A 13,853-nucleotide genomic window follows, 5' to 3' on the forward strand; every position below is an offset into this window, starting at 1 on the left:
ATATTGTTTGACAATAACTATGACAATTTCTTGATTCTTACCCCATAATTTGTGTTTTCTTGTTAATGAAATCGACGTTGTTCTATGGTAAGGTTCTTATATGAGAAAATTCCTATTCCTTTTATTGATAGTCGCTACGCTTTTTCTGTCATCCGGACAGACCTATGAGCAGCAAACGCTCATTCCAACACTGGAACAATTGTTGCCAGACAAACCACTTGAAGATTCACTTTCCAAACTGGTCATCCCCTATTGGGGCAAAATGATTTCGATCGAAGAAAGAGGTTATTATCCTTTCCTTGAGTTTCTACTGCGGAAAAGTGCACATTTCTTCATTTTCGGCTTACTTGCAGTTGCGGTGTATATTGTGCTACCTACAAAATGGTATAGAACGATCATCGCTTTATTTATCACACTTGCACTGGCCATTGGCGATGAATATCATCAGTCGCTGACTGGCGGTAGGACCCCTTCATCGAAAGACGTATTACTAGATATGGCCGGTGCGGTGACATTTATTGTTGTGTTGCGTGTTTTTTTGATGACGAGAAGTGGACAAAAACAAAAACGTCTTAGAAGATGAAAAAAACCGCTCAAAGTCTGTCAGTCAGGACTTTGGGCGGTTTTCGTATTTGATTAAATGCCAGCTGCTTTTTTCAATATGCTATCCCGACGTTCTTTTTTCGCCGCTTCGTATTCCTCTGCAAAGTTCTTTGCATACGATTTGTTAAAACCATTTTTGACGAGATCATTTTCGACTACTTTAATGGCACCGTAAAAAATCTTATCTGTGTTTTTTTCTAGTTCAGTTGCTGCAGCCGAGTATTTATTATAAAAGTATCCAACGTCAATCGCTTGACCGCTCGCTTTTTTATCAGCCAATTCTTTTTTCGCATGCCCAATCAAAGCATTCAGTTTGCCATCAGCTTGTGCTTGCAAATCTCCAAATACAGGGATGTATTTTTCTTTCACCGAAGCAACTGTTGGTTTGGTAGTGGTTTCCACTTTACTACCGCCTTGATTTGTTGTAGTTCCTGCAACTTTTTCGGTAGTCGAATTCCCAGTTGTACCGCCTGTGTTTTGGCCGCTTGTCGTTACGGTTCCACCTGCTTCAGATTCAATAACTTCACCATCTTCATCAATTGTAATGGTTGTCCCATCAGGCAATTCGATCGTATACGGATTCGCTACAATTTCTGTAACATCCGCATCTGCGACATCATATTGTTTGAATTTTAATATGTAAGCAAAATACAAACTGACACTCAACAAAATAGCAACAATGACAGCTATGACAATTTTCCATTTCTTCTTCATGACAAACACCTTCTTCTTCATTCTATTAGCTAGTTTACCATGAACAGGGTATTGGGTGAAGTCTTTCTATTTTTTAGAGAACTACTTTTTAGGGGTTGGCGGGGGAACGTTGTTTGGTCTTGGCGGTGCGTTGTTTACTTTCGGTGGGACGTTGATAGGTTGGAGGGTTACGTTGTTTAGTTCTGCGATTTCGTTGCTTACTCGGCCGGGCGTTGTTTACTTTCGGTGATGCGTTGCGAGGTTGGAGGTTGGCGTTGATTAGTTCTGCGATTTCGTTGCTTACTCGCCCGGGCGTTGTTTACTTTCGGTGGAACGTTGCGAGGTTGGAGGTTGGCGTTGCTTAGTTCTACGAATTCGTTGCATGCTCGCCCGGGCGTTGTTTACTTTCGGCGGGACGTTGATAGGTTGGGGGATTATGTTGTTTAGTTCTGCGATTTCGTTGCTTACTCGCCCGAACGTTGTTTACTTTCGGGAGAACGTTGCGAGGTTGGAGGTTTGCGTTGTTTAGTTCTGCGAAAATTGTATGGGTGACTGTGCACCAGGCAAATGTGTTGGACACTTAATGTATGGGTGGCACCACCGTATGCCACGGTCAATCCAATCGAAGCTTTGAGTTTTCAAAGTGACAACGATGCACTTAATCGATATACTTATAGATAATAGTTACTTTAGTTGAAGGAGCGATGACATATGATCGATACTTCGCTCTGGAAACGTGACCTCAAAAGCCAGGCTTCAGGGACTCGAACAAAGTTTTGGTTACTTGAACCTGGAACGGAGCTTGAGCATGCTACAAAGTATCTCTTTAAGATACCTACCGAAGGAACAGGTGGCCATTGGGCAGAATTTGTAGCTAGCAAAGTGGGCGAAGAGTTGGGTTTTCATACCGCTGACGTGGAGCTAGCTATAAATAACGGAACTGTAGGCACCATTTCAAAGAACTTCCGTACTAAATCAGAAGAATTGTATGAAGGCGGAGACTTATTTCTATCACTATTTGAGGATTTTGATCGTCATTCGCTCACCTACTATGAGCTGCCCCACATCTTGGAGCTCCTTTCTGCATATGATTTAGAGAAGGATTTCATGGCCTTGCTTGTATTTGATGCATTGATTGCCAATAATGACCGGCATTGTGATAATTGGGGAGTTCTTAGCGGACCTAAAGAAGTTCGATTAGCACCTATTTATGATAATGGTTCTTCCCTTGGTTTTAACGAAGTTGAACATAAAAAGCAAAAGATGCTGACGGACGATCGTATGTTGGAGGGCTTTTGCAACAGAGGGAAGCCGAGTATTGGTTTACCTGGTAGAAAAAAACCGAAGCATTTTGAATTGCTGACATATCTGTATAGCTGTTCTCCTCAAGAGACGGGAATAATTATGGACAGATTAAATAAATTGAACGAGGGAATGCTAGTAACAATCGTTGAGGACATTCCTAGTGACGTTATGAGCGATTTGGACAAAGAATGGGTTGTTCGGCTTTTGATGTACCGAAAGAAATGGCTTATGAACTGGTATGAAGGGAGTGTGAGAGCATGAGAAAAAGACCATTTGAACTGTGGCTAATTTGGCAAAATGAAGAGACCCGACAACGTTATCATGTAGGAAGATTGCTCCATCAAGATGGAATCTATTCATTCTCATATGAGACGAGCGGCTATAGAAGAAAGTTAGCAGAAGCAATGGAAAATGGCTATCGACCTCACTTGGCATTCTCAGATACGAATAGAGTGTATACTTCCACTAAGCTCTTTGGGCCGTTTGCTCGCAGATTACCGGATCCGAGAAGACCTGATTACCAATCCGTTCTTCAAGAATTGGGCCTTTCACTGGATTGTACAGAAATGGATGTCTTACGGGCTACTGGTGGAATTTTAGCAACAGATTCCTATGAATTTGTTTCCCCTATCATTGTAGAGAATTCTCACTTTGATTTAGATTTTTTCGTGGCTGGTTGGCGTTATTACGATGGAGAGCGCGTAATTGATCAACTTCAATCAGGCGATGTTGTTGACTTTTCCTTAGACTCTGAAAACCCAGAGGACCACAGGGCAGTGGTAGTTATGTCGGTCAACGGAGAAAAGTTAGGCTTCATCCCTGCTTTTTATAGCGGATGGATGTTTGAAATGATTGAAAAGAAATGCAGCTACGAAGCAAGGATTGAAGCCATCTACCCGCAAGCGGTTCCTCATCGTAAAGTGAACATTTCAATCTTTGGTAAAATGAATCAATCTGTTGACATTGAGGGAGTCCTAAACGATAAAGACCAATTACGATTAGTACTGTGTTAAAAGCCTCGAACAAAGCTTGGGTTCTGACACAGTTCAGTCAATTCGAGTTCTCTAGAATTTGAATAACTAACAGAATTGCAGAAATCCCCATAAGTCTTTCGACTTATGGGGATTTTCTGTTGGCGTTGGTATTGGCAGTTACCGGAAATTGATTTTGTATGAGTGACTGGCACCACACTATGAGCCACGCAATTAAAACATTTTCAACAAAATTTGTGGATCATGTATCCCTTCCCCTCCTTCCCTTCTATATAAAGGGTGAGAGGAGGTGATGACATGGTGACAATCGAATTTAAGCAGGCAGTTGGGCGGGTTTACTTGGATGGCGGTTTGACGGAAGACGGCAAACTGATCCGCAAATCGAAGACGTACCGTAACATTGCGAAAAACGCAGATGCGGACAGCTTGTACAAAGCGCTTGAGCAACTTGCACAGTTATCCAATTTTCCATTTATCGGTGCAGAGAAAGTGGAAACATCTAACGTCATTAACTAATCAACAAAGCACAATTTGACGAAGAAAGGAGTGATAGAGGATGGCAAAAGTCTTGCAATTGAATTTCAGTACAGCAGCCGGCAAAAAGGTGATGCTGACAGTCGACGAGCCACGTACAGATTTAACGGCATTAGCAGTGGAAACAGCGATGCAGGAAATTATCGCATCGGGCGTGTTCGTAGTGGAAGGATCACCACTTGAAACGTCAAAAGGCGCTCGTATCGTCGAGCGTAATGTCACTGAACTTGCACAGGGATAACTAGATTTACCAACCGGCTCCTCAGTTTTCCGACTGGGGAACCGGTTTTTCAGTTCATCACAGGGAGGAGGAAACGAGATGGAACAGTGGATGAATCTCATACAGGAAATCGGCTTTCCGATATTCGTATCATTCTATCTTTTGCACCGGCTCGAAACAAAACTCGTGGCGATACATGATGTACTTCTTTCATTGAAAATGAAGTGAATGAGCCAGTATTGATGTATCCTTTTATTGATAGCAAGATGAGAAGAAGAAAACAAGATTGTTGCGAGGAGTTTTGCCATTTTAATAATAGTGCATGCGAGTTGTTGCAAAAATAATGCCGACTTCTCCTACAAGTCTGACTCGTAGGAGAAGTCGGCTTTTACTTATCGTTCACAAGCAATTAAGTCTTTATCACGGTCACTTTTTTTGTTAGCGTCATAGATTGCTTGCGAGACAAACGGCTTCTGTTTCGTCTTGCCGCCAACATTTTTAACAGTTGCAGAACGTGCCACGCCGCCTGGATAGACTTTGTTCATCTCTTTACAGTTGGCGAATGTCACTACTTTCGGATTTGCCGCTTTGACTTGCGGGGATTGAAAGCTGAAGCTGATTGCAATGGTTAAAGATAGCACAATGGTCAATAGTCGTTTCATTATTTAAATCTCTCCTCTAGCTTGTCGGTAAATAACGCCTTCCGTTTGACTAAACCGGAAGGCGTGCTTATCAAGGGGTCACTGGTATTGTATGAGTGACTGTGCCCCGCTTTAATAACCCAACAACGTAATATTCTCCACTGCTGCGGAGGCAATCGTGTTTCTTGCATTGTCGCGAATGTTATTGACAGTGAATGCAGCTTGTTTGGTAACCGGTATTGCAGTAGCTGGAATATGGATTGTGACGGTAACAGCTGTTACTTTACCTGCTGAGCTAGCATTCGTTGTCACATGAGAGCCGTATGGTAATGAATTCCCATCCCACGTATAGTTTTCAATTTGTTGCACAGATTCCAAGTTTACTCCGCTATCATAGTCCGTCACTACGTACGTCACTGTTTGGAAGTCTTTGTTTGCCGATGTAACGCTTTTAATGGAACTAACGACTGGGCGTGTAGTATCTGACGATAAGTCATTTTGAACGTCAAACGCCTGTATATCGATAGCATTTGGGTTCGGTGTACCAGCCTTATCCGTTACGGTATTAGCTGGTAAGTGCAATTGATATGCGCCATCGACTAGATACTCTGAAATGACTAACGTATTATCGGCAATTACTCGATTTGTATTGGTTAGAGTAATTTGTCTAGGTGCTCCCGTCTTTTTATCAATGACGGTTACAGTATTTAGTCGACCTAATGCAATGTCTTCCGTAAAGGTAACAATCATTTTACCGTCTCTATACTCAACTGAAGTCATCACTGGCGGAGTTGTATCTTTGCTCAGTGTCACATTAGAAGAATAAAGTGCTGTGCTGTTACCAACAATATCCTTGACGTCCGCGTCAATAAATAGCACTGCAGTGTAAATATTTGCGCTAGGTATTCCTGTGCCTGTTAAAATAACCGTATTAGCATTAGCACCTGCTGTCGCAGTCAAGTTCAACGATTTATTTGAATAGACGAGGCGAGCTTTTCCAGCAAACGATGCTACATTCATATTTTTATCGTAAATGACTTCTACTTTGTTTTCGCCTAAAATGTTTACCTTGGTCACGATAGGTGCCACTGTATCAGCGGAAACCGTAATTGCCGCTTCTGATGGATTGGGTGCTAGTAGGTTTTGGTTAAAGTCCTTCACATTTAGCATTTTGATTATAGCAGTTGCTCCCGCCGCCACATTTTTGTTGGACGTAATATCCAAGCGATTCGGATTCGATGGATTGCTAGACACGGTCGCTACACCATTATCGACATACGCAATGACCCCTGCTGCACTTACGGGCTCATCGAAAAAGATAGCAAATGTATTTGTCGATACTTTGGCTACTGCTGATCCCGAAACAATTCTCGGCGCTACTTTATCATTCGCTTTGATGATTGCTGTATAGTCGTCGAATTTCCCACCCGCTACGGATTGGATAGCATTGGTTGACTTGAATGCATATTCTCCGTCAAAAATCCAATTGGCCGTAATCGTTAACGTTTTCCCATCATCAGATAGCGAGCCTTTTAGTTGGCCTGGGTTCACTGTCGCCCCAGAAACCATTGTGAATGAAATATTTTGCACTTCATTCGAAGAATTTAAAACGCTCGATTTTGTAACAGGTGTTGCAAATTTAACAGCCACTTGTTTAGCATTCAAAGCCGTCACTTCTGTCACAAAACGATCGTCTGCTGCATTATTAAATGTCATCGTAATCATTTTGTCGACTTTCGCTTCACCTTTTGTCAGTGTGACAACGTAATTTCCAGCAGTCGCGCTAGCTGCAACGGTTGCTTTGACATCTTTTTCAGTGATTTGGGAAGTGACATATGTTTGGACTGCCGCAAGCTTGTTGGCGTCTGTTGCACTATTCCCGAGTGAAACAGTGACTGCCCCTCCTGTTAACTTGATAGCAGCTGCTTCTACTGACGCCTTATCTAGTTCACTCTGCTTCGGCACTGCGGCAGCTTCACTTCTCAGGACGAATGCTACCATTTGTCCGCGTGTAACAAGTGCATTCGGTGAAAACGTTGTAGACGTAGTACCTGTTGTGATTTTGTTTGTATAAAGTGTTCGTACAAATTCAATATGCCATTGTCGCTCATTGATATCCTTAAATGGCAGGTTGATAAACCCTGCATCTCCAAATTCAAAGCCGAGGACAAGGATTTTTGCCATTTGCGCCCTTGATAGGTTGTCCGTAGGTTTAAACGTCTTATCTTCATACCCTGAAATGATGCCCGCTTCTACTAGCGCTGCAATGTATTTATAGTTTGGATTGGTTTTGCTAACATCTTTAAATCCCGGATCCTTCACATTGTCCAAATCTAGTTCCAATACGAGTGCTAACAGCTTTGCAGCATCTTGACGCGTAATCGCTTGTCCCTGTCTAAATGTACCATCTGGGAAACCGCTAATCATATTTTTGGCGGTATAGTTCATAATCGCATCATAGTGGCTCGTTTTTTGCGTAACATCAGAAAACGTAGGTGCCGCTTCGGTATAGACCGGTGCAGCCGCAACAAATGCGCCTGTTGCAATTGCTGTAGCCAATGTAGCTTTGAATATTTTCTCAGAACTTAACTTTTTCATCTCCATACCTCCATTTGTAGTAGTCGCCTTTTGATATTCCCTATCCATCTAGTAAACTAGTAAAAGGGTAAATCATTACTACTATCAGTATAATTTAACTGGAATTTTTGTGCAACTCGTTCCATTTATAGTCTTGCGGAAGTTATTGGCGAACTATGACTTTTTCATGAAATTACTGTCAGATAGCAAAGGTCCTCTCATTTTAAAAATCTATCGCCCACTTACCTAACATTTCTGACGTTTACTCCGATATACTAACTATAAACCTACTACTATACATAGCTAGTTGCTGCTAGTAGAATTCTTCACACTGGAGGTTACACCGTTGTTTAAAAACTATGCTTTTGTCATTGCTTTTTTCGTATTGCTATTTTCAAGCTTTTGGCTAGCCCATCCAGCCTCGGCTAATTCACCCGTCAACGGGACATTCGTCAACGTTACATATGATGAAATACAAAGCGACAAAAATGGAACAGAAAAAAAATTGAGTACAGTCACCATCAAAAACGAACAAGGTCAGACGATGACATTATCGATTGACAAGTACGCAACACTTTCCGTCGATTCCGTTTCGACAACTATCGATGCATTTAAGTATGGGATGGAAGTCGAAGTAGATGTCAATTCACGTCGGGTAAAAGCGATGCGTGGTTCAACAGGGACTGCTCCTGGGAAGATTGAACATCGTGATAAAGTCGTCATCGGAACGGTCAATCAGTTGGACCCAAACGGTACGTTTTTGTCGATTCGACTCGATAACGGGCAGTCGAAAACTTATTATTTGAATACCCAAACTGAAATTTCAAAAGGCACTACGTTTGTAGACTTAAGCGTGTTATACGAAGGAGATCGCGTAAAACTGACTTTCTCCGAATATAATACGAACTCCATTCGCTCCATTGACATTATTGTACAAGGCATCAAAGTTGAATCCCTCTATAAAGGGACGATTCAGCGCATTGAGCCAACAGCGAACAAAGTCATTCTCAAAGATGAACAAAAGTTTTTGGATTGGAGATGGCAGCCAAATACAACACTGGGCGCCAATGGCTATAACAATAGTAGCTACCAATACTCAGCCAAAACACCGATTTATGTAGGCACAAAACTCATTCAAGCAGATCGACTGCGACAATATGCCAATCATGACGTTTATTTTGTAACGGTTAATAAAGCCGGTAAAGAAGTCATTGAAAAAATGGTCATTAAGCAAAAAAGCGAACGCACTTTTTATGAACCGATGACGTCCATCAACACGTCTTCTAACATAATCGGTCTCCAAAAAGCAGGAGCCATCCGTTATCATGATGGCACGATTTTAATTCGAAATGGTCGTTTGGTAGACCCGAATAGTTTACTAGCTAGCGGGACTGCTTTTGTCGTAACAGAAGGCAACAAGCCAAACCAGTTCGCCAATGTGGTGCATATTTCAAATGATGGCTTCCAAAGCCCGAATTTAATTGATCATGGCATCTATTTCGGTCGAATTCAGACTGCGAATAGCTACAAGCTGACGCTGAACAACGCCATGCTGTTATCAAAAAATAATTACTGGGAACGCGAATCATTGCCGACGCTATCATTTAGCAACGATACAGTAGCTGTTGAAGATTCAAGAGGTTCCGTACTGACCATTATTCCGCAACAGGACGAAATGAAGAAATATGCTGGGAAATACGGGTACTTCTATGTAGAAAACAATCAAATCGTTGCAGCCCATATCCTTGCATCAACTGCCCCAACAGCAGCAATCGTCTCTGTTGGACGAATTGAAGGCATTACGCAAACCAATCCTGCCATTATCCGCATCCGCAATGTTAGCCAGTGGCAAGATGGCATGTGGAAAACAGCTGGGAATATTTCGAGTATGAATATCGAACAAGCAACGATTATTAAAGACGGTAAAGTCATTTCTGTAAAAGATTTACGTGTCAACGACCGATTGTATCTGCTCCATGAATCGAAAGTAAAAGGTCGTATTCTGTTAGTCAATTAAATTGTGTGGAATTGAGTGGGTGTTCATCGCCCACTCCCACTAGAAAAGGATGATTCCAATTACTAGTTTACAATTCATCAAAAAACAAGCGATCATTGGTACCGCATTGACGCTGTCGTTGTTGCTTCTTGCACCTCAAGCCGAGGCAAAGCCCATTGATTTTAACGGCGGCGTCCAAAATGAGTATGAATATGAAGAAGTATTCTTTTTAACAGGCTACCCTACCCGATTTAAAGGAAAAGCAACTGTTTCCGAAAAAGAAAGTAAAGGCATACTGACCTCTACTTACAAAGTGACCTTAACAAATCCAGCGGGCGACAAATTGACCCGTAACTCTGTCTATGTAGCTAAATTGGACAATCGTGAAGACAAAGGGCAAACAACTGCCCAAACATCCATTAAAAGTTTTTCCGAAAAAGTCACGGTCGGTACAACAACTTTTATATTAGATGACTACCAGTTTTCGCAAGGGGCTGTCAGCGATAATCGCCCTGCTTCTGACTACTATTCTGGCAACATTGTGGGTCGCAAAATTTATAAAGTAACATCAAAAGATAAAACAAAGAAGCCTGAAGACATTACTGTTCATATTAGCGGTCGCAATATGGGCTATGAAAACTTCTGGGGTGCTACAGAAACACAGCTTATAGACAATGAAATTGTGACGCAATATGGACAGGGATTTGTGACAAGCAGAGTGTCTGATAGCAAATCCAAAACATTACAATACGAGCCGCATACACCTTCCTTATCTAGCTTTACAGGCGGACATGCTGTCATCAGCAAGTCCAATATGATTAGTGAATATACGTTTGACATCCCTTACGGCGCCGGAAAAGGAAAGATAGATTTATCCCAAGAAAATGTCCCTAAAATTGAACGACTCATCGTGCCAAAGTTCCGTGACTTATCAACACATTGGGCGAAAGATAATATCGAACGCTTATATTCCTTAGGTGTGTTTGATGAAAATTCACAATTTTTCTCACCCAACACACCTATGCAACGCTATCAGTTTACAGTCGGCGTCCTAAAAGCCGTTGACATTCGAGTACTCGAGCAGCCTAAAAAAAGCAGGGTACCTAAACAAGCGATCTTCAACGATTTAAACCCAAAAGACCCTGACTATCCTTATATCGAAAGTGCTGTACAAAAAGGGATTATTAATGGGGTAACGCCTGATCGATTCAATCCTGATGGACCTATTACAAGAGCGCAAGGTGTAGCTATTCTTATCCGTGCGCTTGGCATGGAAGGACGAGCACCAAGTCCAGGTTACCGCACCAATTACGTCGATAATCATAAAATTCCTAGCTGGGCGAAAGACAGCGTATATGTAGCTACTGAACTCGGATTTGTCACAGGCGATCACCTCAATCGCTTTAATCCTAATGAACCGCTAACGAGAGCGCAGGCATCTGCACTTCTTGTACGCTTCCTCGACTTTTTGGAAAGTGATTTAAAACAAAACTATCGTGATGATACACTCTTTTTTGATTAAGGAAAGGACGACGGTACATGACTCGACTAACCAAAAGGGCCACTACCCTTTTCTTGATACTCGCAATGATGATAGTAGCTGTTCCTATTCTTGTGAGTGCAGCAAGCCCATTTAAAGATGTCAAAAAGACTCACCCAGCCTACTCCTCCATTGAATGGGCTTATAAAGAAGGCATTACCACCGGTTCTACATTTGCACCGGATAGCAAAGTAACTGAAGCACAATTTGTAGACATGCTCATTCGATTGGATTGTTTAGCAGCAGATTCTGTTAAAGCATCTACTGCCAGCAATTATCGTTATTTAAAAAGCAAAAATATTCCTGTCAATGGTGTGAGCAATATGAAAGCGCGGGATTTACCGATTACCAAAGGGCAGGTTGCACGTATTGCGGCTGCCTACCGTGGGGTCGATGTAAGTGAAACACGTGCTGTTCAGTATATGTATGTCAATGATTTAGCAAATGGCGCCACCGGCAAAAATGATTACAAGGACTATGGGGCCAATCTTTCCATGACGCGTGCAGATGCGGTTGTGTTTTTACAACGCCTGTCAAACTCAGGGGACTGCGAAATGATTGGGCTTAGTAAACGGGCAACAGGTAGTGACGACAAGACAATCACACTTCCAGCCGGATTCCTTGGCACTGGAACGGTGACATTTAAACCACCAACTGCGGGGAAACAACCGACAGTTGTCACACAGCCGACTGTTCCTCCTGTGTCAAATGCAACTGTCGATATTGATGTTGATAAATCGACACTGATTGCGAATGGGGTTGATTCGACATTTGTGACGGTGTCATTGAAAGGTTGTACGAACGGCGGGACAATCGACTACAGCGATTCCATGTCATTCTCCGTTAAATCAGCACTTGGCGCAAAGATTGAGAGTGGGCAGACTTATATTCCGCTGAAGTATGATTTGAAGGAAGCGATAGCGAGTGCTGAGGCAGCCGAGGCTAGCTTAGTAGCGGCGAAAAATAAAGTCGATTTGGCAAATGTTAATTTGAAATATTGGCAATCTGTATTAAATAAGCCCATTGGTCCGATTGGCGGAAACATTGTGGGTACTATACAAGACGTTTTACAAGCGCAGGAAGATTTAATCGAAGCACAACGCCTAGCCACTATCGCCGAAAATCAAGCGGTAGCTGCACGAGCCTACTTGGCAGCAGCCCAGGCTGAGGAGAATAATAGACCGAGTGGCACAAGTCTTGCAAACATGACAGATGGGCCCGATATGATTGTCAAAGTCACTGCACCTGAATCTAGCCAATATCGCATGGACACACTGACATTCCAGTTGAATCAGTCTAATATAGACTGCGATAATAGGCCGATTACAGTTCACTTGGGCTATGCGCCACAAGCAGAATTACGGCTTGAAGTCATCCCTGGCAAAACTGCATTCAATGGTACGCTACCCGCTAACGGAGCAACAGCCACTTTGAAAGCAACAGTTGTCGCTCCCGGTGGACAGACTATTGAGGGCTACACGGGACGCGTTCGATTCCGTTCCACCCATGGTACTACGTTATCAAATGAGTATGTGTCGTTTGTAAATGGAGTAGCGTCGACAACCATCATCTCTCCAAACACGACCTACTCGATTATGGATGAAATCAGTGCGGAATTCGATGTAGTGGATCCAACATATAGAGATGTACTGTCCTCTGTCGCCAACACAACACATTATTTACAAGTACTTTATGAGCCTACGCTCCGAGCGGATACAACTTGTAGCTCGACAGTGCCAGAAATCGCGTTCATCATCGACTCGTCTGGCAGTATGCGAAGTAGCGATCCAAGTTATGCACGTGTGACGAAATCACGCGAGCTTATGTTGGCTCTCAATGTACCAAAAAATGTTGCAGCACAATTTAATACAAGTGGTAGATTGTTACATCCAGTCGCTGATACAGCGGCAATCGTGGAGCCGACATTGATTAAAGTAGGTCAATCGGGTGGTACGAATATTTTAAGCGGATTGAAAACGGCATTCGGCAAATTCACCACTGGCAATTCACCGAAAGTCGCGATCCTACTTACTGACGGCAAATCTAATGCAACACAAACGTTAAGCATAATTGCCGAAGCCAAACAAAGAAACATCAAAATTTACACCATCGGCTTGGGCAATAAAAAGCAGTTAAACGAAGCGCTATTGCAACAAATCGCCAAGGATACAGGAGGTCATTATTATCATGTAGCACAAAGCAGTGAATTGGGTGTAGCCTACCAGAACATTCTATCTGCCATTACATGCGACATCCCAGCTGGTCCAGCTTGTGCGCTATCAAGCCAATTATTCACATCACCAACACTCGAAACAATTGGCAAAGACTTTTTCATGAATACGTACGTCAACAACAATTGCGGGCAAATCACCCGCGTCGTCCTACGCTTCAATTCATCTGAAGGAAACATCGATTATGAATTAGCCAATCGAAATGCCGCCCAAGGCTACTTCGCGCTCCAAAAAGGAACTCATGAAATCCACAACTTCCACCTGTTGCAGGAAGGTCTCTTCCTTGCCTACAATGCGAAAGGTGAGCTAGTTGGCGAAAAACGTGTATGGATGGTAAGACGATAGTAATGAAAAAAGTAGTACAGACCGATTGGTTTGTACTACTTTTTTTGTTGTTTAGTATTGCGGGGGGAGGGCGTTGTTTAGTTTGGGGCGAGCGTTGTTTAGTTTGCGCGGAACGTTGCTTACTTCGTGCCGAACGTTGTCTACTTCGGGGCTTTCGTTGCTTAGTTTGTCGGAAA

At 42.7% G+C, this 13,853-nt stretch carries 13 protein-coding genes; 10 read left to right on the forward strand and 3 right to left on the reverse strand.

Annotated features, from left to right (window positions below):
• Positions 1 to 100: 100 nt before the first annotated feature.
• A complete protein-coding gene (locus R2B72_RS16795; protein WP_318617969.1) occupies positions 101 to 583 on the forward strand; it encodes a VanZ family protein in 483 nt (160 codons plus the stop codon).
• A 53-nt stretch (positions 584 to 636) separates the two neighbouring features.
• Here the strand turns inward: R2B72_RS16795 and R2B72_RS16800 are convergent, their stop codons facing one another.
• On the reverse strand, positions 637 to 1,317 hold the full coding sequence (locus R2B72_RS16800) for a hypothetical protein (RefSeq protein WP_318617971.1): 681 nt from the start codon (positions 1,315 to 1,317) through the stop codon (positions 637 to 639).
• 55 nt (positions 1,318 to 1,372) lie between these two features.
• Between R2B72_RS16800 and R2B72_RS16805 the strand changes: the two genes are divergently transcribed.
• The 6 genes from R2B72_RS16805 (at position 1,373) to R2B72_RS16830 (ending at position 4,575) form a co-directional block, all read left to right on the forward strand.
• Positions 1,373 to 1,546: a hypothetical protein gene (locus tag R2B72_RS16805; protein ID WP_318617972.1), complete on the forward strand. Its 174-nt coding sequence runs from the start codon at positions 1,373 to 1,375 to the stop codon at positions 1,544 to 1,546.
• A 461-nt stretch (positions 1,547 to 2,007) separates the two neighbouring features.
• Entirely contained in the window at positions 2,008 to 2,862 is an 855-nt protein-coding gene (locus R2B72_RS16810) for a HipA domain-containing protein (RefSeq protein ID WP_318617973.1), read from the forward strand.
• Complete coding sequence (locus R2B72_RS16815) at positions 2,859 to 3,614, forward strand: HIRAN domain-containing protein (protein WP_318617974.1); 756 nt, start codon at positions 2,859 to 2,861, stop codon at positions 3,612 to 3,614. Before R2B72_RS16810 ends, R2B72_RS16815 begins: the two co-directional genes overlap by 4 nt.
• Positions 3,615 to 3,890: 276 nt before the next feature.
• Entirely contained in the window at positions 3,891 to 4,109 is a 219-nt protein-coding gene (locus tag R2B72_RS16820; RefSeq protein WP_318617976.1) for a DUF1659 domain-containing protein, read from the forward strand.
• A 40-nt stretch (positions 4,110 to 4,149) separates the two neighbouring features.
• On the forward strand, positions 4,150 to 4,368 hold the full coding sequence (locus R2B72_RS16825; RefSeq protein WP_318617977.1) for a DUF2922 domain-containing protein: 219 nt from the start codon (positions 4,150 to 4,152) through the stop codon (positions 4,366 to 4,368).
• 78 nt (positions 4,369 to 4,446) lie between these two features.
• Positions 4,447 to 4,575, forward strand: coding sequence for a YvrJ family protein (locus tag R2B72_RS16830; RefSeq protein ID WP_203245831.1), 129 nt, complete (start codon positions 4,447 to 4,449; stop codon positions 4,573 to 4,575).
• 164 nt (positions 4,576 to 4,739) lie between these two features.
• On the opposite strand, the gene R2B72_RS16835 is transcribed toward R2B72_RS16830, so the two are convergent.
• Positions 4,740 to 5,009 (reverse strand): excalibur calcium-binding domain-containing protein, encoded by a 270-nt coding sequence (locus tag R2B72_RS16835; protein WP_318617978.1) that lies wholly within the window; start codon positions 5,007 to 5,009, stop codon positions 4,740 to 4,742.
• A 111-nt stretch (positions 5,010 to 5,120) separates the two neighbouring features.
• A complete protein-coding gene (locus tag R2B72_RS16840) occupies positions 5,121 to 7,586 on the reverse strand; it encodes an S-layer homology domain-containing protein (RefSeq protein ID WP_318617980.1) in 2,466 nt (821 codons plus the stop codon).
• 325 nt (positions 7,587 to 7,911) lie between these two features.
• Between R2B72_RS16840 and R2B72_RS16845 the strand changes: the two genes are divergently transcribed.
• The 3 genes from R2B72_RS16845 to R2B72_RS16855 are packed head-to-tail and all read left to right on the forward strand — an operon-like array spanning position 7,912 to position 13,677.
• A complete protein-coding gene (locus R2B72_RS16845; RefSeq protein WP_318617982.1) occupies positions 7,912 to 9,582 on the forward strand; it encodes a hypothetical protein in 1,671 nt (556 codons plus the stop codon).
• 49 nt (positions 9,583 to 9,631) lie between these two features.
• Positions 9,632 to 11,083, forward strand: a complete 1,452-nt coding sequence (locus tag R2B72_RS16850) for an S-layer homology domain-containing protein (protein ID WP_318617984.1) — start codon at positions 9,632 to 9,634, stop codon at positions 11,081 to 11,083.
• A gap of 17 nt (positions 11,084 to 11,100) precedes the next feature.
• On the forward strand, positions 11,101 to 13,677 hold the full coding sequence (locus R2B72_RS16855) for a VWA domain-containing protein (RefSeq protein ID WP_318617985.1): 2,577 nt from the start codon (positions 11,101 to 11,103) through the stop codon (positions 13,675 to 13,677).
• The last annotated feature ends 176 nt before the right edge of the window (positions 13,678 to 13,853 follow it).

This window comes from Sporosarcina sp. YIM B06819, from assembly GCF_033485175.1.
Taxonomy (GTDB): Bacteria; Bacillota; Bacilli; order Bacillales_A; family Planococcaceae; genus Sporosarcina.

Bases quoted from the DNA above. Each gene is read 5' to 3' on its own strand.
- R2B72_RS16840 (WP_318617980.1), bottom strand. From the start codon at position 7,586: ATGAAAAAGTTAAGTTCTGAGAAAATATTCAAAGCTACATTGGCTACA.
- R2B72_RS16820 (WP_318617976.1), top strand. From the start codon at position 3,891: ATGGTGACAATCGAATTTAAGCAGGCAGTTGGGCGGGTTTACTTGGAT.
- R2B72_RS16815 (WP_318617974.1), top strand. From the start codon at position 2,859: ATGAGAAAAAGACCATTTGAACTGTGGCTAATTTGGCAAAATGAAGAG.
- R2B72_RS16855 (WP_318617985.1), top strand. From the start codon at position 11,101: ATGACTCGACTAACCAAAAGGGCCACTACCCTTTTCTTGATACTCGCA.
- R2B72_RS16850 (WP_318617984.1), top strand. From the start codon at position 9,632: ATGATTCCAATTACTAGTTTACAATTCATCAAAAAACAAGCGATCATT.
- R2B72_RS16795 (WP_318617969.1), top strand. From the start codon at position 101: ATGAGAAAATTCCTATTCCTTTTATTGATAGTCGCTACGCTTTTTCTG.
- R2B72_RS16835 (WP_318617978.1), bottom strand. From the start codon at position 5,009: ATGAAACGACTATTGACCATTGTGCTATCTTTAACCATTGCAATCAGC.
- R2B72_RS16800 (WP_318617971.1), bottom strand. From the start codon at position 1,317: ATGAAGAAGAAATGGAAAATTGTCATAGCTGTCATTGTTGCTATTTTG.
- R2B72_RS16830 (WP_203245831.1), top strand. From the start codon at position 4,447: ATGGAACAGTGGATGAATCTCATACAGGAAATCGGCTTTCCGATATTC.
- R2B72_RS16810 (WP_318617973.1), top strand. From the start codon at position 2,008: ATGATCGATACTTCGCTCTGGAAACGTGACCTCAAAAGCCAGGCTTCA.
- R2B72_RS16825 (WP_318617977.1), top strand. From the start codon at position 4,150: ATGGCAAAAGTCTTGCAATTGAATTTCAGTACAGCAGCCGGCAAAAAG.